Below are 22,060 nucleotides of genomic sequence, written 5' to 3' on the forward strand. Positions count from 1 at the left end.
CGATAACGGTGACTGAAACGCTGACTCCCAGCCCCACCCGACTACCCTGGAGAGGACATGGCACATCTTCTCGGGGCTGAAGCCCTTCATCTCGAATATCCCACCAGGGTCGTCTTCGACTCCGTGACCCTCGGCATCGAGGAAGGCGACCGCATCGGCATCGTCGGCCGCAACGGTGACGGCAAGTCCAGCCTCCTCGGGATGCTGGCAGGCATCAAGGAACCGAACTCGGGCCGCGTCACGATGCGCGGTGGCACCACGATCGGTGTGCTCTCCCAGGCGGACACGCTCGCGGACGACGTCACGATCAGCCAGGCCGTCGTCGGTGACACCCCGGAGTACGAGTGGGCGGGGGACGCCCGCACCCGCGACGTGATCGAGGGGCTCCTCAAGGATCTGCCGTGGGATGCCGAGATCGGCTCGCTCAGCGGTGGCCAGCGCCGTCGCGTCTCGCTCGCCAAGCTGCTGGCGGGCGACTGGGACGTCATCGCACTCGACGAGCCCACCAACCACCTCGACGTCGAAGCCATCACCTGGCTCGCCGGGCACCTCAAGAAGCGGTGGAGCCAGAATTCGGGAGCCCTCATGGTCGTGACCCACGACCGGTGGTTCCTCGACGAGATCTGCACCGAGACCTGGGAGGTGCACGACCGCATCGTCGAGCCCTTCGAGGGCGGCTATGCGGCGTACATCCTGCAACGTGTCGAGCGTGACCGGATGTCGGCGGCCACCGAGGCCAAGCGCCAGAACCTCGCCAAGAAGGAACTCGCGTGGCTTCGCAGGGGCGCTCCTGCGCGAACCGCGAAGCCGAAGTTCCGCATCGACGCGGCCAACGAGCTCATCGCCGATGTGCCCGAGATCCGCGACAAGGTCTCGCTGCAGTCGCTCGCCGTGTCGCGCCTCGGCAAGGACGTGGTCGACCTGCTCGACGTCGGCGTGACCTATTCGACCGTCGACCCTTCGGCAGGCTCAGGGACCAAGGACAGAGTGGTGCTCCGCGACATCGAGTGGCGCATCGCCCCTGGTGAGCGCACCGGCATCCTCGGTGTCAACGGCGCTGGCAAGTCGACGCTGCTCGGACTCATCTCCGGTACCGTCGAGCCGACCGTCGGCCGCGTGAAGCGGGGCACCACGGTCAAGGTCAAGACGCTCACCCAGCGCCTCGACGAGCTCGAGGATGTGCGCCGTGAGCCGGTGCGCGTCGTGATCTCGCGGCTGCGCACCTCGTACACGATGGGGTCTGGATCCAAGGCGCAGGAACTGACGCCTGGACAGCTCCTCGAACGGCTCGGCTTCGACTCTGCGCAGCTCTCGACGCCGGTCAAGGACCTCTCCGGTGGGCAGCAGCGCCGTCTGCAGCTGCTGCTCGTGCTCCTCGACCAGCCCAACGTGCTGATCCTCGACGAGCCGACCAACGATCTCGACACCGACATGCTCGCCGCGATCGAGGATCTGCTCGACTCGTGGTCAGGCACCCTGCTGGTCGTGAGCCACGACCGGTACTTCCTCGAGCGCGTCACCGACCAGCAGTTCGCGATCCTCGACGGACGCCTGCGCCACCTTCCGGGCGGCGTGGACGAGTACCTGCGTCTGCGCCAGCTGCAGACCTCCGCACCGGGTGCGTCGCAGACGGCAGTCAACACGGCGAAGAAGGCCCCCGGCCTCGACGGCGCCGCGCTCCGCTCGGCGCAGAAGGAGATCTCTGCGCTGGAGCGTCGCATCCAGAAGCTCACGCAGCAGGTCAACGCGGCGAAGCAGGCTCTTGCCGATCACGACCAGGCGGATTTCGAGGGCCTCGGCGCGAAGATGAAGGCGATCAGCGATCAGCAGGCCGAGATCGAAGTGCTCGAACTCCGCTGGTTCGAACTCACGGAGGAGCTCGACTGAGCCGCCGCCCCCGGAAGGGGGGTCTGTTGTTCCTCCCCTCCTGGGAATACGGTGACAGTGCGATGCGCTGTGCTCTGGGCGGGGTCTGACGCCATCCGGTGTCGCACAGCATGACCCTGCGGCATCCGGGAGGTACGCATGGAAGGACTCGAGGTCACGGTCCTGCTCGGGCTCACGATTCTCGCGGGGGCGCTGTTGGCGCCGCGGATCCGGCTTGCGCTGCCGCTGCTGCTGGTGATCTTCGGCCTCGCGCTCGGGTTCATCCCGGCGCTCCGCGAAGTGCAGCTGCCGCCCGAGACGGTGCTGCTGCTCTTCCTTCCCGTGATCCTGTTCTGGGAGAGTCTGACGACGTCGCTGCGGTCGATCCGACGCGATTTCCGCTACATCCTGCCGATGAGCACGGTCCTCGTCGTGGCATCCGCCTTCGCCGTCGCCGGCGTCGGTGTGCTGTTCGGGATGCCGTGGGAGATCGCCCTCATCCTCGGCGCGGCTGTCGCTCCGCCGGATGCCACGGCCGTCGCCGCACTCGGACGTCTGCTGCCACGGCGCATGTTCATGAAGCTGAAGGCCGAGAGCCTCACCAACGACGGCACCGCGCTGGTGCTCTACGCGATCGCGGTGTCGCTCGCCGTCGGTGGTCAGGTCACTCCGCTCTCGATCACCGGGATGGTGGTCATGTCGTACGTCGGCGGAGTCGCCGCCGGTGTCGTCATCGCCGGTCTCGGCTACGCGCTGCTCCGTCGCGTCTCCTCGACCATGGTCATCAACGTGACGCTGCTGCTGATCCCGTTCTCCGCGTTCCTCCTCGCCGAGATCGTGCACGCCTCTGGGGTGCTCGCGGTCGTCGTCGCCGGACTCGTCGTCGCCTACGTGTCTCCGCGCGTGACCACCGCGTCGTCGCGTCGTCAGACCGATGCCGTCTGGCCGTTCGGGGTGTTCCTGCTCAACGGAGCCCTGTTCGTGCTGATCGGCCTCGAAGTGCAGTACGTGGCACATGAGATCTCCGCGGCGGCGATCGGCCGCCTCGTGCTCGTGACCCTCGCGGTCTGGGTCACGCTGCTCGCTGTGCGGTTCCTGTTCCAGTTGTTCAGCGTGCCGTTCCAGCGGTCGGCCGAGCCGCGCCCGCCGTGGCGTCGACGCATGCGCGGCATGACGGTGTCGACCGTCGCCGGGATGCGCGGCGCCGTGTCGCTCGCGATCGCGCTGTCCGTACCGACATCCCTCACGGACGGAGGAGGACTCGCCGGTCGCGACGAGGTCGTGTTCGTGACCGCCGGCGTGATCCTGCTGAGTCTCCTGGTGCAGGGGCCGCTCCTTCCCGCCTTCGTGCGCTGGGCACGCATCCCCGTCGACCACGCAGCCGATGAGGAGTACGAGCTCGCGGAACGCGCGATCTCGGGTGCCGCACTCGCCGCGCTCGACGACCTGGCGGCAGAGCACGGGATCGGCCAGGAGGTGCGCGACCGGGTCAGGGCAGAGGGCTATCTGATGCTCGAGCTCGCCAACGCGAAGTCGCTGGCCCGCGAACAGGCCATCGTCGACGCTGAGGCGCGCGCACTCGATGACCTGCTCGACGAGCCTGATCCGCTCGGCGGTGCGGTGCAGACCGACCAGGACAGCGGGGGAGGCGTCGGACTCACGGCGCCGACGGATGCCGCGGACGGCGTGACGCTGCAGATGCTCGCGACCTCGACCGACGTCGACCTGCTCCAGCGCTCGCCACTGGTGCGGCATGAGGAGCATTCCACGCTCAAGCTGGCGCTGCTCGACCGCAAGCGCGAGGTGCTCCTCGGGCTGCGTCGCTCCGGCACCGTCGACGATCTGATCGTGCGCCGCATCTCGGCCAGACTCGACCTCGAGCAAGTGCGCCTGCAGGGGATCGAGGAGTTCGACTGATCGCTCGCCACGCCCGGAATTCCGGGCTGTGACGCTGTGTGACGGGCGGATTCTGCGTGCGCGTCGATGCCTGCCTAACGTATTCGAGTCCCCCAAGAGAGGAACCCGTACTCACATGTCCCGTCGCTCCACCTCCATCATCGCCGCACTCGCGGTGGTCCCACTCTTCGTCGCGCTCGCAGGCTGCGCCACGAACTCCTCCGATGCCGGTTCCGGCGACGGCGAGTCCACCACGCCCGAGGTCGTCAAGATCGGCGTCGTCGGCAAGGGCGACGCGCAGTGGGCTCCTTTTGTCGACGCGGCCGCCGAAGAGGGCATCAAGGTCGAGCTCGTCGACTTCGGCTCCTACGAGCAGCCGAACCCGGCGCTGTCCGAGGGCGAGATCGACCTCAACCAGTTCCAGCACGTCGTCTACCTGGCGGAGTACAACAACGCGTCTGGGTCTGACTTGACGCCGATCGGATCGACCGCGATCTATCCTCTTGGGCTGTACTCAAGCAAGTACGACGATGTGAAGAGCATCCCCAAGGGCGAGACCGTCGCCGTTCCGGATGACGCCTCGAACCAGGCTCGAGCACTCAATGTGCTGCAGCAGGCTGATCTCGTCGAGCTCTCGGACGGCGGCACGCCGTACTCCGACCTCGCCGATATCGACACCGACAAGTCCAAGGTCAAGGTCACGGCGCTCGAGGCCGCACTCATCCCGACTTCGCTCCCGGATGTCGCCGCTGCGATCATCAACAACGACTTCGTGCAGGACGCAGGCCTGACGTTCGAGGACGCCATCGCGCAGGACGACCCCGAGGATCCGAACGCACTCCCGTACGTCAACATCTTCGCGGCTCGCGCCGAGGACGCCGACAACGAGACCTACCTGAAGCTCGTGGAGATCTTCCAGACCAACGAGGCAGTCCAGGCTGGACTCCAGAAGTCTTCGGGCGGCGTCGCCGTTCCACTGCAGACCCCAGCCGCCGACCTGGTCGCGTCGTTGAAGAAGGTCCAGAAGGACGCCGAGGACAACAAGTAAGCACCGGCGGGAACCACCCGCCTGATGCGAGAGAATCGGGTGACGCCACACGCGTCACCCGATTCGTCTTCTCCCAGAACCAGACCGGAGCACACATGCCGATCGTGAGCCTGACGAACGTGTCGAAGGCATATCCGTCGCGGACGCCGGGAGACGGCGACATCGTCGCCGTCGACGACGTGACCCTCGAGATCGAGAAGGGCGACGTCTTCGGCATCATCGGATACTCGGGTGCCGGCAAGTCCACACTCGTTCGTCTCATCAACGCGCTCGAGCCGGCGACCGCAGGGTCGATCCACGTCGACGGCGTCGACATCACCTCCCTCAAGGAGAGCGAGCTGCGCCGCGTCCGCGGTGGGATCGGCATGATCTTCCAGCAGTTCAACCTGTTCTCCTCCCGGAGTGTCAAGGCGAACATCGCCTATCCGCTCACGCTGGCCGGATGGAAGAAGGCCGACATCGAGGCGCGGGTGACCGAGCTGCTGTCGTTCGTCGGCCTGGCCGACAAGGCGAAGGCGTACCCGGAGCAGCTCTCGGGCGGGCAGAAGCAGCGCGTCGGCATCGCGCGCGCACTCGCCACGGGGCCTGCGATCCTGCTGGCAGACGAGGCGACCAGTGCGCTCGACCCGCAGACCACGCACGAGGTGCTCGACCTGCTCAAGCGGGTCAACCAGGAACAGGGCGTGACGATCGTCATCATCACCCACGAGATGGACGTCATCCAGACCATCGCGACCAAGGTCGCGGTGATGGAGCGCGGACGGGTGATCGAGCAGGGTGACGTGTTCGACGTGTTCTCAGCACCGCAGAACCCCGCATCGCAGCGCTTCGTCGGCACGGTCGTGAAGGGCGTGCCGTCACCGGCCGAGCTCGCGGTGCTCCGCGAACGGCACCAGGGGCGCATCGTCACCCTCTCGTTCCGAGACGGCGACTCCTCGCAGGCGCAGGTGTTCCTCGACCTCGCCACAGCGGGGCTCGACTTCGAGCTCGTGTTCGGCGGCATCAACGACATCCGCGGCCGCGCCTTCGGTCACCTGACACTCGCGATCCGCGGAGAGAGCGCTGCGATCGATCGCGCACTCGCCTCGATCGGCGAACGCATCGACGTCACCGAGATCGCGCGAGAGGAGACCCGCTGATGGATCGTCTGATCGAACTCGGCCCCGAGTTCTGGGCCGCAGCGCTCGAGACCCTGTACATGACCTCGTTCGCGCTCGTGCTCGGTGGTGTGCTCGGACTCCTGATCGGCATCATCCTGTACGTCACCCGCCGTGGCGGGCTGCTGCAGAACGCCGTCGTATCGACGATCGCGAACCTCGCCGTGAACTTCTTCCGTCCGATCCCGTTCGTGATCTTCATGGCCGTGGCTCAGCCGTTCGCGCGTGCCGTGGTCGGCGTCGGCATCGGCACCACCGCCGGCGCGTTCATCATCGGTCTCGCCGCGGCCTTCGCGATCGGACGCATCGTCGAGCAGCACCTCGTGTCGGTCTCACCCGGCGTGATCGAGGCCGCCCGCTCGATGGGCGCGGGCCCCTGGCGCATCCTCTTCACGGTCGCGATCCCCGAATCGCTCGGACCGCTCATCCTCGGCTACACGTTCATCGTCGTCGCACTCATCGACATGACTGCGATGGCCGGTCTCATCGGCGGCGGCGGTCTCGGTGCCTTCGCCCAGATCTACGGCTTCCGTCAGTTCGAGCCGGTCGTGATGTGGGCCGCGATCGTGCTGATCGTGGTGTTCGTGCACTTCGTGCAGCTGCTCGGCACGACGCTGGCGCGCAAGGTCATGCGGCGCTGACCCTTCGACGGGCTCAGGGACCCAAAGGGGCTCAGGGACCCAAAGGGGCTCAGGGAGCCTCCTGGAGGGAGCGGGTCGTGGTGAACACCCGTTCCGCGCCGCTGATCGGATCGGTGAAGCGGAGCTCCCGAGCCAGCAGCTGCATGGGATGGTCGAAATCATCGGGCAGTTCGCCGCGCAGCTCGGGGTAGAACGGGTCGTTCAGAATGCCGATGCCGAGCGCCGCGAGATGCACCCGCAGCTGATGCATCTTGCCGCTGTGCGGGCGCAGCAGCGTGTGCACGACCCGGTCGTCGGCCCGCAGGAATTCGATCAGCGTCTCCGCATTCGGCTCGCGCACATCGTCGACCTGCACCCGCAGCTCGGCGCGGTCCTTCCGGATGTGATTGCGGTAGACGATCGGGAACGGCCGGCCGCCGACCGCGGGAGCCGCGGCATCCCATCCCTCTGGCAGCGCAGACACCGCCTCGTACACCTTCTGCACCTGACGGTTCTCGAACAGCAGCTGATATGCGCCGCGCGTCGCAGGACGCGTCGAGAACATGAGCAGACCGGCAGTCGCCCTGTCGAGGCGGTGGATCGGTGCGAGCTCGTCGTTGTCGAGCAGACGACGCAGCCGGATCAGGGCGGAGTTCTGCAGGAACTTCCCTCCGGGGATCGTCGGCAGGAAGTGCGGCTTGTCGACGACGAGGAGGTGCTCGTCCTGGTGCAGGATCTCGATCTCGAACGGGATGTGCCGGTCCACCGGCGGGTCACGGTAGTACCAGACGAACTCCTCGACGCCGAGTGGCGTATCGCCGGCGAGGGGGCGGCCGTCATGCGCGACGACCTCACCGCGGTCGAAGCGCTGGAGCAGCTGGTCGGGATCGAGATGGAAGAAGCGCTCGGTCATGTAGGCGGCCACGGTCGGCCACGGGCCCGACATCGGCACCCGCAGGCGGGTCGCCCCGACTCCATCGCGGACCGGGAGCGGCGAGGGCATGCCCATCAGGCGTCGAAGCTCAGGCTCAGTTTGCGGAGCAGACCGGCCAGACGGTCACGGTCTCCGCGCGAGAGCGCCTGCAGCAGGTCGGCCTCGACGTCGACGAGGCGTGTGATCGCGGCGTCCACCCGGATCCTGCCGTCGTCGGTGAGCGTCACGAGCACGCTGCGCCCGTCGTCAGGGTCGGCCTCGCGTCGCACGAAGCGGCGGCCGACGAGCCGGTCGATGCGGTTCGTCATGGTGCCGCTCGACACGAGCGTCTGCTGCAGCAGCTGCTTGGGGGACAGCTGGAACGGCGAGCCGGCGCGGCGCAGCGCCGACAGCACGTCCCACTCCCACGGCTCCAGGTCGCTGCGACGGAAGACATCGCGACGTGCGCGGTCGAGGTGACGGGAGAGCCGGTCCATGCGCGACAGCACCTCGAGGGGCGAGAAGTCGAGGTCGGGGCGTTGCGTGTTCCACGCGCCGACGATCCGATCGACCTCGTCCGTTGCGCTCATCCGTTCATTATCGCGTGCGGGGGCGGGATCAGGCGACGGAGGAGTCGTCGAGCGACCGCGTCATGAAGGTGCTGAGCGGGTCAGGGAGGTAGCGGCCGAACGCTTCGCACTCCCGGAACCCCGCGCTGGCGTACAGCCGACGGGCCGGGATGAAGAAGTCCATGCTCCCCGTCTCGAGCGAGAGTCGATGGATGCCGCGGGCGGTGGCATCCGCGATCAGGAACTCGAGCATGGCCCGCGCGAGTCCGCGTCCGCGGTGCGCCGGATCGGTGCGCATCGACTTGAGCTCCTCATGCCCGTCCCCGACCGTGGCGAGCGCCCCGGTCGCGATCGGATGTCCGCCCTCCATCGTGGCGAACAGTCGGACGCCCGGCACGAGCAGACGTTCGAAGGGCAGCGCATGCCGGCTCTCCGGCGGGGCGGTCCCCTCCATGTCCTGGTGGTGCGCGACGAGGAATGCCGCCAGCTCCGGCTCGGCGGTCTCGATGCGTTCGATGACGGTGTCCACGGCTCCATCATCTCCGGCTCGTGTTTCGCGCGGATGTCGACGCCTGCACGGGTTTCGTCGTCACGCCGGGCAGCAGACCCCGGCCATGGCAGAATTGACCGGTGGCGTCCTCGGGCGCTGCGGTCCGCCGTGGTGTAATGGCAGCACGACAGCCTTTGGAGCTGTGAGGTCTAGGTTCGAGTCCTGGCGGCGGAGCATGACAGAGAACAGTCTCGCCATCATCATCCTCGCAGCGGGCCAGGGCACTCGCATGAAGTCGCGGCTTCCGAAGGTGCTGCACGCGATCGGCGGGCGTCCTCTCGTCGGACACGTGCTGACCACCGCAGGACGCCTCAGCGCAGCCCACATCGAGGTCGTGGTGCGGCACGAGCGCGACCAGGTCGTCGCGGCCCTCGCCGCGGACTACCCGCACGCCGTGTTCATCGATCAGGACGATGTGCCAGGAACCGGACGTGCCGTGCAGGTCGCGGTCGACGCGCTTCCGGCCGAGTTCGATGGGGATGTGCTCGTGCTCTCCGGCGACTGCCCGCTGGCGGATGCCGACACGCTCTCGGCGTTCCTCGCCGAGCACCGCGCCTCCGGCGCCCCGGCCACGCTGATGACGGCGGTGGTCGACGATCCTCGCGGGTACGGGCGGGTCATCCGCGATGCAGACGGCGGCGTCGATCGCATCGTCGAGCAGAAGGACGCGAACGACGACGAGGCAGCGGTCCGCGAGATCAACGCCGGCATGTACGTGTTCCGGGCGGCGACGCTGCGCACGTACCTGCCCGAGGTCGGCGTCGACAACGCGCAGCGCGAGATGTACCTCACCGACGTCCCTGGACTCCTGCGTCGCGACGGCGACCGCGTCGCGGCATCCGTCGTCTCCGACGTCACCGTCACCTATGGCGTGAACGACCGGGCGCAGCTCGCCGAGGTCGGCCGCCTGCTCAACGCCCGCATCGTCAAGCGCTGGCAGCTCGAGGGCGTCACGGTCATCGACCCCGCGACCACCTGGATCGACGACGACGCGACCCTGGCGCCCGACGTCACGGTGCTGCCGAACACGCACATCCTGCGCGCGACCACGATCGGGGAGGGCGCCATCATCGGTCCGGACACCACGCTCGTCGACTGCGAGGTGGGGGAGGACGCGATCGTCCGCCGCACCGACGCGACGCTCGCCGTGATCGGCGCAGAGGCGACGGTCGGACCGTTCTCGTTCCTCCGCCCCGGCACCGTGCTCGGCGCGAGGGGCAAGATCGGCGCCTACGTCGAGACCAAGAACGCCGAGATCGGCGAGGGCAGCAAGGTCCCGCACCTCTCGTACGTCGGGGACGCCACCATCGGCCGCGGCGTGAACCTCGGAGCGAGCACGATCACAGCGAACTACGACGACGTCAACAAGCACCGGACCGTCATCGAGGACGAGGTGCACACCGGCTCGCACACGACCCTCGTCGCGCCCGTTAGGCTGGGTGCTGGCGCGAAGACCGGCGCCGGTGCCGTCGTCCGGAAGGACGTCCCCGCCGGAGCTCTGGCCATGACCGTCGCGCCTCAGCGCAACATCGACGGCTGGGTCGAGAAGAACAGAGCAGGAACGGGTGCGGCGGACGCCGCAGCCAAGGAACGATCGGCGGAATAGGCGAACCATGGCGCGCAAGAAGAAGACGGTCGAACTGGATCGCGACAACGGTATCGCCCCGGGTCTCGTCGCCAAGACGAAGAAGCGGCTCGTCGTCGCCGGCGGGCGCTCGCACCCGCAGCTGCTCGCCGATGTGGCGGCATCCCTCGGCACCGAGATCGCTCCGACCGAGCACCGCACCTTCGCCTCCGGCGAGATCTACGCTCGCTTCGACGTGTCGATCCGAGGCTGCGACCTCTTCCTCATCCAGACCTTCGGCGAGCCGGTCAACGAGTGGCTCATGGAGACGCTCATCATGATCGATGCCGCCAAGCGCGCATCGGCCAAGCGGATCACCGTCGTCGCTCCGTACTATCCCTATTCGCGCCAGGACAAGAAGGGCCGAGGACGCGAGCCGATCAGCGCCCGCCTCGTCGCCGACCTGCTGAAGACCGCTGGCGCTGACCGCGTCATGAGCGTCGACCTGCACGCCGCGCAGATCCAGGGATTCTTCGACGGCCCCGTCGACCACCTCTTCGCCAAGCCCGTGCTGCTGGACTACTTCAAGCGCACGCTGAGCCCCGCCGACCGAGAGATCCTCACGGTCGTCTCGCCCGACATGGGCCGCGTCCGTGTGGCCGACACCTGGTCGGACAGCCTCGGCGCCCCGCTCGCGATCATCCACAAGCGCCGCGACCCGAAGGTCGCCAACCAGGTCTCGGTGCACGAGATCGTCGGCACCGTCGCTGGACGCACCTGCCTCCTCGTCGACGACATGATCGACACCGGTGGCACGATCGTCAAGGCCGCGCAGGCGCTGAAGGCTGCCGGCGCGCACCGCGTCATCGTCGCGGCCACGCACGCGATCTTCAGCGACCCGGCATCCGAGCGTCTGCAGGACGCCTCGATCGACGAGGTCGTCATCACCGACACGATCCCGCTCACCGAGTCGCGTCGCTGGGACAACCTGACGATCCTGCCGATCGCCCCGCTGCTCGCCCGTGCGATCCACGAGGTCTTCGAGGACGGCTCGGTCACGAGCATGTTCGGCGGCGACGCCTGACCAACGCATCGCGTGAGCACAGCCCGCGCATAGGACCTGTCCGTACGGTCGATTCAACGACATACAGTTGTCCCGAACAGAGCCGGAGGACCACCATGATCCGCACGACCGTACCGACCGCTGTCCGCAAGAGCTCCGCGATCGTCGGCATCGCCGGGCTCCTCGTCCTGGCAGGATGCTCCGGCACCGCCGACGCCGAGGCGACGTCGAAGACCGGCGACACCGGCACGAGCAGCACCGGATCCACGTCGGGCTCGGATGCCGCCGCCGGCACATACGCCGACGGCACCTACACCGCCGACGGCTCGTACCAGACGCCCGAGACGGTCGAGGAGATCTCGGTCACGCTGACCCTCGCGGACGGCGTGGTGACCGACGTCGAGGTGACCGGCGATCCGAAGGCACCGGAGACCACCCGCTATCAGGGCGAGTTCATCGACGGCATCGCCGCCGAGGTCGTCGGGAAGCCGATCGACGACCTGAAGGTCAGCCGCGTCGCCGGCTCCTCGCTCACGAGCGGCGGATTCAACACCGCCGTCGAGTCGATCAAGGAGCAGGCTGCCGCCTGACGCCCGATCATGGCGACCTGGCAGTTCGACGCGATCGGCACACGCTGGGAGATCGAGAGCCCGACCGAGCTGACCGCTGAGGTGCGGGACGTCGTGACGGCCGAGATCGAGCGGTTCGATCGGGAGTGGTCGCGGTTCCGTGACGACTCCGACGTGACGAGACTCGGACGATCAGGTGGCGTGCTCCGCTCCCCGGATGCCGCGCCGATGCTCGACGCGTACCGTGAGCTCTCCGCGGCGACCGCCGGCGCGGTCAATCCGCTCGTCGGCGAGAGCCTCGAGGCCCTCGGCTACGACGCCGGCTACTCGCTCATCGCGGCTGAGCCGGTGGCGGCACCGGTGGCGTGGCGGGAACGGGTCTCGTGGGATGACTCGGGCGCCGCGGCATCCGCGCCTGCGCTGCTCGATGTCGGGGCGCTCGGCAAGGGGCGACTCGTCGACCTCGTGTTCGACGCCCTCGACCAGGTTCCAGGCGACGTGGTGGTGGATGCCGGTGGTGACATGCGGTTCCGTGGCGCCGCCGCCCGAGTCGCCCTCGAGCATCCCTACGACCAGACCAGGGCGATCGGCGTCTTCACGGTGCAGAACGGGGCGTTGTGCGCGTCCGCGACCAACAGGCGCGCCTGGGGTGACGGACTGCATCACGTGCTCGATGCCCGCACCGGCGTGCCGGTGCGCACCTGGGCCGCGACCTGGGCGCTTGCGCCGGACGCGATGCGGGCGGATGCCGTCGCCACCGCCCTGTTCTTCGACGGTGGCCCTGAGCTCGCCGCCGACTGGGGCGTCGAGTGGGTGCGCATGTCGACCGATGGACGCGTGCAGCGGTCGCCGGGCTGCACCGCCGAGCTGTTCCTGGCCGACGCAGCCCCACGACGCTGAGCGCCGGCGACCAGCACACCAGAAGCACGACGAGAGAGAGTGACACCGTGATCACCGCATTCACCGCCGCGCGCCAGCGAGTCCTCGCACTGCTCGGCGCCCTGTCGATGTACCGCCTCGTGCTGTTCGCGCTCCTCGCGCTCGCGGCGATCGCGTTCGTGCTCTCGACCCTGGGCGTGATCGTCTCGCCCGCACCGCTCGAGATCGTCGTCACGTTCGTCGTGCTCGCGGTCGTGATCTCCGCGGTCGACGCCGCGGCGCAGCGCGTGCTGCGGCTGCCGTGGCGCATCGAGTCCTCGCTCGTGACCGCCCTCATCCTGCTGTTCGTCCTGCGACCGGGCCTCGAACCGACCACGCTGCTCGGGCTCGCGGTGGCCGGCGCCGTGGCGAGCCTGTCGAAGTACCTGATCGCCTGGCGGGGACGCCACATCCTGAACCCCGCCGCGTTCGGTGCAGCGTTCGTCTCGATCCTCGGATCGTTCGGCGCGTTCGAATGGCTCGGCACATCGGCCTCGTGGTGGGTGGGGACGCCGTCGTTGTTCGCTCCGGCCCTCATCCTCGGCCTCGCGGTGCTGTGGCGGACTGAGAAGGTGCGGGTCGTGCTGCTGTTCCTCGGCGTCGCCCTCGTCACCTCGGTGGTGCGGCAGCTCGTGCAGTCGCAGCAGTTCGACATCGCGTTCGACCTCGGCACCGCGGTGCAGTTCGCACTGCTGCAGTCGCCGTTCCTCTTCCTCGGCGCATTCATGCTCTCCGAACCGCTCACCCTGCCGCCGCGTCGCCGGCAGCAGTTCGCGGTCGCGGTGCTCGTCGGCGTGCTGGCGGGATGGCCGATCTCGGTCGCCGGCCTCTTCACGCTCGGCCAGGAACGCGCGCTGCTGATCGGCAACCTGCTCGCCTTCGCCTTCGCGGTGCGCGGGTCGGTGCGGCTCGTGCTGGAGCGCCGCGCATTCGTGACGCCGACCGCGCAGGAGCTGACGTTCCGGGCGAAGGGCAAGCTCACGTTCCTCCCCGGGCAGTACCTCGAGCTCGATGTGCCGCATCGTCGTGCGGACGCACGCGGTACCCGCCGCGAGTTCAGCATCGTCTCAGCGCCGGCCGATCTGCCGACGCTGCGCATCGCCTACAAGAACGGCGACCAGCAGCATCCGTCGAGCTACAAGCGGGCGCTCGCGGCGGCGGAGCCCGGCGCGACGCTCGCGGTGACCGGCACCTGGGGTGACTTCATCCTGCCCCGTGCGGAGACGCCGGTGCTGATGGTGGCGGCAGGGATCGGCGTCACGCCGTTCGTCTCGCAGCTGCGGCAGCTGCAGGCGACGGGCGAGCAGCGCGACATCGTGCTCGTCTACGTCGCGGCGGATGCCGGCGAGCTGGCGTTCCGAGACGAACTCGCCGCCACCGGCGTGCGGACCGTCGTGTTCACCCGCGACGAGCCGACCGACCTTCCGGCGCACTGGACGTGGGCCGGGGGAGTGCGGCTCGATGCGGACGGCCTCGAACGCTCCGTGCCCGACCTCGGCTCGCGCCACGCGTTCATCTCGGGCCCCCCGCGGCTGATCGCCGACCTCGCCCCTGCGCTGCAGAAGGCCCACGGCCTGACCACGGACGCCTTCGCCGGGTACTGAGGGCGTCGCGCCGCGGCATATGCGTCCTGTTCGTCGTGGAATCCGCGATCCTCGCCGCTCTCGGGCGTGCACGCAGCCGTATCGAGGCTCTGTGAGATGCGCCGTCGTCTCGGGTTCGCGCCGGCGGTGGGCGACGTGCAGGATCATTCGCGACGTGCAGGATGAATCGCCGTCGCTGTCTCCTGCACGTCGCCGAACATCCTGCACGTCGCTGGCCCCAGAGGGTTCAGGCCAGGGGGTCAGGCCTTGGGGACGGATGCCGGATTGAGCGGCAGCCGCACCGTGAACGTCGTGTCTTCAGGCTCGCTGGCGACCGTGATCTCGCCGCCGTGACCTTCGACGATGGCCTTCACGATCGCGAGGCCGAGACCGGTGCCGCCGGTCTGGCGGGCGCGCGACGTGTCGGCCCTGGCGAAGCGGGCGAACAGCTCGTCGCGCACCCCCGGATCGATGCCTGGGCCGTTGTCGTGCACGCGCAGCACGGCCTCGTCGCCCTCCTGGCGCACACTGAGCGTGATGACGGTGCCCGCAGGGGTGTGCGTGCGGGCGTTGGCCAGCAGGTTCGCGACGACCTGGTGCATGCGTCCGGCGTCTCCGACGATCACGACCGGCTCATCGGGCACCTCGATCGCCCACTCGTGATCGATCGCGGTGGGGCGAGCGTCAGAGAGCCCTTCGAGTGCGAGTCGAGCGAGATCCACCGTGCCGTAGACGAGCTCCCGACCTTCGTCGAGGCGGGCGAGCAGCAGCAGATCCTCGACCAGCCGCGTCATCCGCAGCGACTGCGCCTGAATGCGCTCGAGCGAGGTCGTGGTGCCCTCGAGAGCCTCGGCCGGCGGCTGCATGCTGATCGCGCGCAGCGACAACTCGGAGTATCCGCGGATCGATGCGAGCGGCGTGCGCAGCTCATGGCTGGCGTCGGCGACGAAGCGCCGCATCCGCTCCTCGTTCTTCTGTCTCGCCGCGAGCGAGGTGTTGACGTGATCGAGCAGGGTGTTCAGGGACGCCCCGACGAGACCGGTCTCGGTGCGAGGGTCTGCTTCGGCTGCCGGGATCCGCTCGGTGATGGTCACCTCGCCGCGATCGAGCGGCTGGGTCGCGACCCGCATCGCGGTCGCGGCGACAGCGCGCAGCGGTTTCAGGCTGACGCGGATCGTGATCGCGGTGGTGAGCGCGAGCAGGATCAGTCCGCCCAGCGTCGCCAGCGCGATCACGGTGAGCAGTGTCGTGAGCTGGTTCTGGATCTCGTCGCGCGGCAGACCGGTGACGATGGCCACACCGCTCGGCGTGGACGTGATGGCGACCCGATACGAGCCGACACCGTTGATCGTGACGTTCGCGACGTGGTTGCCTTCGAGCGCCGCGGCGATCTGGGACAGCTGCTCGTTCGTCAGCTCCTTCATCGTTCCGCGGAGGTCACCGCTGTTGCTCGAGTTGACGACACCGCTCGAGCCCGTCACCTGGTTCGCGACGACGAAGAGCAGTCCCGGTGCCTGGAGACTCTGGCCCTGCAGGACGTTGTCGACGGTCGCCTGGCTCGGCTGCACCGGCTCGACGATCGCTGCGAGCCCCCGCAGGTTGCTGTAGAGCTTCTGATCGAGTTGATCCTCGAGCGTCCTGGTCAGCAGGGCACTGGTGATCACCGCGACGATCACGAGAATCAGCGACACGAACCCGATCACGGCGGTCATCAACCGTGTCTGCAGGCTCATGGGCCGCCGCGTCATCGCGGGTGTGCTCACTGCGGTGCCTTGATCATGTACCCGACGCCGCGGACGGTGTGCAGCAGCGGGGTGCGTCCGGCATCGATCTTCTTGCGCAGGTACGAGATGTACAGCTCGACGACGGACGACTTGCCGCCGAAGTCGTAGCTCCAGACACGGTCGAGGATCTGCGCCTTCGATAGCACGCGTCGCTCGTTGCGCATCAGGTAGCGGAGCAGCTCGAACTCGGTGGCGGTGAGGTCGATCTCGGTGCCGTCGCGCATGACCTCGTGGCTGTCCTCGTTGAGGCTGAGGTCGGCGACGCGCAGGATCGACTGGCCGTCGTCGGCCATGGCGTGCCCGGTCCGGCGGATGATGGCGCGCAGCCGCGCGATCACCTCCTCCAGGCTGAAGGGCTTGGTGACGTAGTCGTCGCCGCCTGCAGTGAGGCCGGCGACGCGATCGCCGACGGCATCCTTCGCGGTGAGGAAGAGCACCGGCACGAGGCTGCCCGCTTCGCGCAGTCGCTTCAACACCGCCATGCCGTCGAGGTCGGGCATCATGATGTCGAGCACGAGTGCGTCCGGCTCGAACTCGCGTGCGACCTGCAGGGCCTCCATGCCGGACGACGCCGTGCGGACCTCCCAGCCCTCCATGCGCAGTGCCATGGCGAGGAGGTCGGTGAGCATCTGCTCGTCGTCGACGGCGAGGATGCGCAGGGGCGAGCCGTCGGGGCGGCGCAGTTCGGGGAGATCGTTGCTCATGTCCTTATTCTGCGGAATCTCCTATGTGATATCTATGGAGCGAGCTATGGCTTGTCTGTGAAACCTCGATGCGCGCGGTGTTCAGGCGAGTCGATCATCCGGCAACGCGAGGAAGTCGATGTTGTCCTGCAGGGCGAGCCGATCGGACAGCTGACCGATCTCGCCATCGAGATGTCCGCAGGCCCGGACACTGAGCCGTCGACTGCCGGGGAGCGCGTGGTAGACCGCGAACTGCCCCCGAGGATCGACGGCAGGGTCGAGCACCGCCGCCGACACGAGCGTCGGGATCCGCAGTCGCCGGGCCGCGATCGCGGCGTCGTGGTGGTCGAGCACGCTGCGCACCTCGGGGTGTGCACGCAGGTGCTGGCGCACGGCCTCGCCGCTGCCGGTGCACCGACGGCTGAGGCGGATCGTGTGGTCGCCGAAGCTCGGCACGTCGAGTGCTGCGCGGCGGAACCGCGCGTCCCAGGGGAGGGCGAGCGCCCCGATCCCGCCGCCGAAGCTGCCGCCGCTGTAATCGAGGGCGTCGGATGCCGTGGGGGCGATGTCGAGGAGCGCGGTGGCGGCACGCCAGAGGTCTGCGGCCGTGAAGCGGTGCGAGTAGGTGTCACGATGCTCGATGCCGGCGAGTACGTGCTGGTCCGGGGTTGCGGGGAAACGGCTGTCGACGCCGGTGTGGGTGCCGGGCGCGCAGGGGAAGATCGCGGCGGTGTCAGCTGGGACGCGGTCGAGGTCGGGGCCGGTGCGTCCGCCGTAGCCGTGGCCGACGACCAGGCCGCGACGCACGGCCTCCGACGCGTGCGGAACCATCACGTACGCGACGGCCTGCTCGCCGGCGGAGGAGTCGAAGCGGATCTCGGTGATCCGATGCGCGTCGGTGGGGGCGAGCTCGCGCTCGAGTCGCCAGCCGACGGGACCGGCACCGAACTCCTCGAACGTCGCTCGCCAGAACGCGTCGAAGCCATCGGGTTCGGCAGGGGCCGGCGCGGGTGTCAGGAGCTCCCTCAGCGAGTACTCGGTCATCTCCTCCGGCTGGTCGTGCGTCATCGTCTGCCTTCCTGTGTGTGCGTGGTCGCTCGCCACGACGTTACCGGCGCTCCTGATGAGCGGATGCCGGTCCATTGACATGTTCGCATATTGATTGCAATATGTGGATCATGGATTCAATGGAGAATGCGGGAGCCGACGACGGCTCCCTGTTGTGGAGCCGTCGATCTGTGCTGCGGATGCTGGTGATCGCCGGCGTCCTGCCCCCGGTGATCGGCTCGCCGCTCGCCGCGTCGTCGCCCGCCTCGGCCGACACCACCGTGGTCGGCTCGTATCCGGATGCGCTGCGGAGGCTCGCCAAGCCCAACCTGGCCCTGACCCAGGTGGCGCAACTGGTCGGACAGAACCATCGGATGACGTTCTCCCGCGCCCAGTGGGACGGCGGCGAGACCATCGTCCGCGACCTCGAGGTCAAGCACAACGGCGCCTGGCTGCTGCTGACGGATCCTGCCCACCGCTTCGATGAGCAGTGGATCGTGTTCGAAGGGACGCTTCCCTCCGGCAGTGCGCCGGAACTCTACGGTCCGTTGCAGCCGAGCTGGCTCGGGTTCACCTCCTTCCAGGTGCTGAGCACCCAGGCGATCGAGCTGCGCACGAGCACGGACGATGTCGACCTCGTCGTCCGCTGGCGGCTCGAGGGGGACAACCCGGAGGCGCACTACGTGCTCACCGCCAAGACTGCCGGCGACTACATCGTCGGCTACCAGAGTCAGGACTCGAAGGGCATCGACGACCTCGACGAGGTGCTCTGCGGGTCGTACCAGCACGCGCTCTCCGTACTCGACGGATCAGCGCCGCTCGGTGCATGGGAGCTCTTCGCACCCATGGCGCTCACCCAGTACGCCGTCGGCAATGTCGCGGTGACCTCGGGGGTCTACCTGCCGGCCGAGGTCGCCGAGTTCGTGCACGAACGCCAGCTGATGGCCGACCGCCAGCCATACGGCATGAGCCTGCGCAACGACAGCCTCGACATCGTGCCCTGCATGTACTCGCCGCAGCCGGGCCTTCGCGCCGCGATGGCGGCGGGGGAGTCGCGGGGATTCGCCTTCGGCCTGGCAGCCCGGGCCGACACGCTCTACGGCACGTACACGCAGCTGTGCCGAGGCGAGTACGGTCTCACCGCGTATCGGCACAACGTCTACGAACGCTCGCTGACCGACGCGGTGCATGCCATGGCCGACTTGATCGCGGTCGAGCCGAGCGGCGACGACTCCGTCGACTACATCCCGTCGAACTCGGGATGGTGGAACCGCGCGAAGGGCTTCGTCGACGTCGAGAACGAAGACGCGGTGCGCGCCGCGGCGAGCGGTGTGGTGCTCTCCGCCCACTACCTCACCGGCACAGCGGACGGCACGCTGTACGAGCTGCGGGCCCGACCGCTCATCGAGTACCAGCTGTCGCGCAAGGGCATCGGACACTCGCCGGTGATCGGCAGTCCCGTGTACAACGACACGACGCAGTACCGGATCGGCAGGATCCCGACGGATGCCGTGAACCTCACCGCGCTCTACCAGCTCACCCACGGCCGGAACGCGGGGATCCAACGCCTCGCCGTGCAGGCCACGAAGGCCGGGACCGTCGGGCAGAGTCGAGCCCCCTTCGCGAACGCGCTCGCCACCTACCGTGCGACGGGCGATCCCGCCTATCTCGCCGAGGCGAAGCTGATCGGATCGCGCTACGTGCAGGAGCAGATCCTCACCCCGTACCGCAGCAACGGGCAGCCGCCGGGCGGCTTCGCCTACAGCTTCTCGAAGTACTGGGTCGATCTGCTCGAGCTCTTCGAGGTGACCGGCGAAGCCGAGTTCCTCGACGGCGCCTATCGCGAGGTGCAGCGCTTCATCACGCAGACCACGGTCAGGCCGGTGCCCGACCAGACGGTGACCGTGCCGAGCGGCCATGTGATCACGCAGCAGTACGACTGGGAGACGCGGTCGTCACTGCCCGACTACCCGACCACGACGGTCCAGAGCGAGACGGTGCCCGCCTGGTACGTCTCGCCGTCAGGGCTCACCTTCGAGGCGCTGTCCTCGTTTAAGCTCGGGGTCAGCACGATCACGAATCCCGGCGGTGGCTACGTCTTCAACCCCTGCTGGGCCGGGGCGCTCCTGCGGCTCGCGCACCACACCGGCGACACGCTGATCGCGGATATCGCGCACAACATGGTGATCGGCCGCTTCACGACCTACCCGGGCTACTACGGTCGCCAGTTCCAGGTCGCTCACATGAAGCCGGACTTCGCGACGCAGGGCCCGGTGGGGATCACCGGCTACTACTTCCACCATGCGCCAGCCCAACTGGGCCTCGCGATGGACTACCTGATCAGCGAGAGCTACTACCGCAGCGCGGGCAGCATCGACTTCCCGCATGTGTTCGAGGCGGATTTCGCCTACTTCAAGTTCTTCGCGTACGGCCACGCCCCTGGCACCTTCTTCGGCGAGGACGGCGTGTGGCCGTACTTCCCGGCCGGGTTGATCGCGCTCGACAACCCGCTGGTCAACTGGATCGGCGGCACCGGCAACGACTCGCTGTACATCAGCCTCACCAACTCGGCCGCCGGTGCGCAGCAGGTGACCGTCGATCTCTCCAGCGACCTGACCGGGGTGGCGCGCACCGCGGCACCCACGGTCGAGGTGGTCGCGGCCGACGGCGGCCGCACCACTCGCACGGCGACCAACGGGCGCATCACGGTGAGCGTGCCGGGGCGCGGACTGCTCGCCCTCGTCGTGCGCGGCGTGACCGTGGCGAAGCCGGCGCTGCCGGCCGACGACATCGTCGATCACGGCGCCGACAGCTTCCGAGAGGTCGATACCTCCCCGTCGACCGAGTACGGGCTCGCCCGCGGGATGCTGCTGGTTCGGCCGGACGGGGAGGGCTACGACGCCTACGTGCAGATCGACACCGAGCAGACCGCGACGCTGAGCTATCGCATCGGCAGTCAGACGGCGCAGCAGGCGCCGGCGAAGGGGTACCCCTACGAATGGACGATCCCGGTCGACGACCTCGCCAAGACGTTCAGCTATGCGATCACATCCGGCGGGGCGACCACGGCCGAGGTCACCCTGCGGCTGCCGGCGCGGATCAGCGGCCAGAATGCGGGCATCGCCGGTGACGTCGTCGCCCAGGCGACCGGCACGGCCGGCGATCGCGTGCCGCTGATCATCGAGGTGCGCAACGCGACCGCGGCTGCGATCACCGGTTCCGTGAGCATGACGCTGCCCAGCGGCTGGACGCTGGAGGCCGCCGTGCCCCCGGTCTCGGTCGCCGCCGAGTCATCCGCTCGGGTCGAGGCCGCGGTCGTCATCGCGTCGAATGCGGCCCTCGGAGAGGTCGAGGTGAAGGGCTCGCTCACGGTCCAGGGGGCATCGCCCGTCGTGCTCCGGCCCGCTGCGATCGAGATCATCGATCGGCGACGCCTTGTGTCGCTGACGACCGACACCGAGATCATCAGCGGTCCCGGCGCCGTCGCCACGCTGACGGCGCTGGTCATCAACACCGGTGTGACGCCGTTGCAGGGCACGCTCGCGCTCTACGGCATCACCGGATGGAGCGTCGGGCAGCAGAGCGCGACCGTCACCGTGCCGCCGCGGTCCGATCTCACCCACACCTGGACGGTGACGGCAGGCTCGGGTGTCGCGCCCGGATCATCGACTCGTTTCGAGGCCAGGCTCGATCAGACGCTGCGTCGCGGCGTGCTGGTGCGGGTCGCCGATGAGGGCGTCATCGCACACACCCAGTCGCCGTGGCCCGGATACCTGGAGACCGGCACGTGGTTCCCCAGCGGGCTGTCCGGGTGGAACGGCACGCGCACCCGCTACAGCGACACCGGGTCGGTCGGCAGCACCGTGACCTGGAACGTCGACCTGCCTCAGGCGGGACTGTACCGGGTGTCGGTCTGGTACCCGACGAACCCCACCACGACCACCGCCGCGGCATACGTCGTCGAGCACCAGGGCGGCAGCAGCGAGGTCATCGTGAACCAGACGGAGGGCGCGGCCGCCTGGCGCTCGCTCGGCACCTACCGCTACGGCGCAAATGCCGTCGGCACTGTGCGGCTCGAGGTGCGCAACACCAGCATCCATCGCGTGAGCGCCGCGCAGTTCGTCCGCGTCGGCGACTGAGGCAGGAGCACGCGCCGACGACGTCGGCTGCGACAGCAGACGTCGCGACACGGGAACGGGTGGGTGGGGCCGGTACGGATCCGGCCCCACC

At 68.5% G+C, this 22,060-nt stretch carries 17 protein-coding genes and 1 tRNA gene; 12 read left to right on the forward strand and 6 right to left on the reverse strand.

Annotated elements, in window-relative coordinates; genetic code table 11:
• Positions 1-57: 57 nt before the first annotated feature.
• The 5 genes from RS83_RS11785 to RS83_RS11805 all read left to right on the forward strand — a co-directional run bounded on the left by RS83_RS11785 (position 58) and on the right by RS83_RS11805 (position 6,608).
• Positions 58-1,887 (forward strand): ABC-F family ATP-binding cassette domain-containing protein, encoded by a 1,830-nt coding sequence (locus RS83_RS11785; RefSeq protein WP_045279702.1) that lies wholly within the window; start codon positions 58-60, stop codon positions 1,885-1,887.
• A gap of 138 nt (positions 1,888-2,025) precedes the next feature.
• Positions 2,026-3,783 carry a Na+/H+ antiporter gene (locus RS83_RS11790; protein WP_045279703.1) on the forward strand — a complete coding sequence of 586 codons (1,758 nt, stop codon included), beginning with the start codon at positions 2,026-2,028 and terminating at the stop codon, positions 3,781-3,783.
• A 115-nt stretch (positions 3,784-3,898) separates the two neighbouring features.
• Positions 3,899-4,810: a MetQ/NlpA family ABC transporter substrate-binding protein gene (locus RS83_RS11795; protein ID WP_045279704.1), complete on the forward strand. Its 912-nt coding sequence runs from the start codon at positions 3,899-3,901 to the stop codon at positions 4,808-4,810.
• A 95-nt stretch (positions 4,811-4,905) separates the two neighbouring features.
• Entirely contained in the window at positions 4,906-5,949 is a 1,044-nt protein-coding gene (locus tag RS83_RS11800) for a methionine ABC transporter ATP-binding protein (protein WP_045279705.1), read from the forward strand.
• Positions 5,949-6,608: a methionine ABC transporter permease gene (locus tag RS83_RS11805; protein WP_045279706.1), complete on the forward strand. Its 660-nt coding sequence runs from the start codon at positions 5,949-5,951 to the stop codon at positions 6,606-6,608. The genes RS83_RS11800 and RS83_RS11805 overlap by 1 nt, the downstream gene beginning before the upstream one ends.
• 49 nt (positions 6,609-6,657) lie before the next feature.
• Here RS83_RS11805 and RS83_RS11810 read toward each other — a convergent pair whose 3' ends face one another.
• The 3 genes from RS83_RS11810 to RS83_RS11820 are packed head-to-tail and all read right to left on the reverse strand — an operon-like array spanning position 6,658 to position 8,598.
• A complete protein-coding gene (locus RS83_RS11810) occupies positions 6,658-7,596 on the reverse strand; it encodes a pseudouridine synthase (RefSeq protein WP_045279707.1) in 939 nt (312 codons plus the stop codon).
• A complete protein-coding gene (locus RS83_RS11815) occupies positions 7,596-8,090 on the reverse strand; it encodes a MarR family winged helix-turn-helix transcriptional regulator (RefSeq protein ID WP_045279708.1) in 495 nt (164 codons plus the stop codon). Before RS83_RS11815 ends, RS83_RS11810 begins: the two co-directional genes overlap by 1 nt.
• A gap of 28 nt (positions 8,091-8,118) precedes the next feature.
• Positions 8,119-8,598: a GNAT family N-acetyltransferase gene (locus tag RS83_RS11820; protein ID WP_156153195.1), complete on the reverse strand. Its 480-nt coding sequence runs from the start codon at positions 8,596-8,598 to the stop codon at positions 8,119-8,121.
• 123 nt (positions 8,599-8,721) lie between these two features.
• Between RS83_RS11820 and RS83_RS11825 the strand changes: the two genes are divergently transcribed.
• The 6 genes from RS83_RS11825 to RS83_RS11850 all read left to right on the forward strand — a co-directional run bounded on the left by RS83_RS11825 (position 8,722) and on the right by RS83_RS11850 (position 14,337).
• Positions 8,722-8,793, forward strand: a tRNA-Gln gene (locus RS83_RS11825).
• A gap of 1 nt (position 8,794) precedes the next feature.
• Complete coding sequence (gene glmU, locus RS83_RS11830) at positions 8,795-10,225, forward strand: bifunctional UDP-N-acetylglucosamine diphosphorylase/glucosamine-1-phosphate N-acetyltransferase GlmU (protein ID WP_045279709.1); 1,431 nt, start codon at positions 8,795-8,797, stop codon at positions 10,223-10,225.
• A gap of 7 nt (positions 10,226-10,232) precedes the next feature.
• On the forward strand, positions 10,233-11,267 hold the full coding sequence (locus RS83_RS11835) for a ribose-phosphate diphosphokinase (protein ID WP_045279710.1): 1,035 nt from the start codon (positions 10,233-10,235) through the stop codon (positions 11,265-11,267).
• 95 nt (positions 11,268-11,362) lie between these two features.
• On the forward strand, positions 11,363-11,836 hold the full coding sequence (locus tag RS83_RS11840; protein WP_045279711.1) for an FMN-binding protein: 474 nt from the start codon (positions 11,363-11,365) through the stop codon (positions 11,834-11,836).
• A 9-nt stretch (positions 11,837-11,845) separates the two neighbouring features.
• Positions 11,846-12,715, forward strand: a complete 870-nt coding sequence (locus tag RS83_RS11845; protein ID WP_045279712.1) for an FAD:protein FMN transferase — start codon at positions 11,846-11,848, stop codon at positions 12,713-12,715.
• Between the two features lie 47 nt (positions 12,716-12,762).
• Complete coding sequence (locus tag RS83_RS11850; protein WP_045279713.1) at positions 12,763-14,337, forward strand: FAD-dependent oxidoreductase; 1,575 nt, start codon at positions 12,763-12,765, stop codon at positions 14,335-14,337.
• A gap of 239 nt (positions 14,338-14,576) precedes the next feature.
• Here RS83_RS11850 and RS83_RS11855 read toward each other — a convergent pair whose 3' ends face one another.
• From RS83_RS11855 to RS83_RS11865, 3 genes are all read right to left on the reverse strand, one after another.
• The gene (locus RS83_RS11855) at positions 14,577-16,028 is read right to left on the reverse strand and encodes a sensor histidine kinase (RefSeq protein ID WP_231587776.1); all 1,452 of its coding nucleotides are present in this window, start codon (positions 16,026-16,028) and stop codon (positions 14,577-14,579) included.
• A gap of 47 nt (positions 16,029-16,075) precedes the next feature.
• Positions 16,076-16,804, reverse strand: coding sequence for a response regulator transcription factor (locus RS83_RS11860; RefSeq protein WP_045279715.1), 729 nt, complete (start codon positions 16,802-16,804; stop codon positions 16,076-16,078).
• Between the two features lie 81 nt (positions 16,805-16,885).
• Entirely contained in the window at positions 16,886-17,851 is a 966-nt protein-coding gene (locus RS83_RS11865; RefSeq protein ID WP_052679094.1) for an acetylxylan esterase, read from the reverse strand.
• 119 nt (positions 17,852-17,970) lie between these two features.
• On the opposite strand from RS83_RS11865, the gene RS83_RS11870 reads away from it, so the two are divergent.
• Positions 17,971-21,969: an NEW3 domain-containing protein gene (locus tag RS83_RS11870; RefSeq protein WP_045279716.1), complete on the forward strand. Its 3,999-nt coding sequence runs from the start codon at positions 17,971-17,973 to the stop codon at positions 21,967-21,969.
• Positions 21,970-22,060 lie beyond the last annotated feature (91 nt).

Source organism: Microbacterium oxydans (genome assembly GCF_000956525.1).
Lineage (GTDB): Bacteria > Actinomycetota > Actinomycetes > Actinomycetales > Microbacteriaceae > Microbacterium > Microbacterium oxydans_A.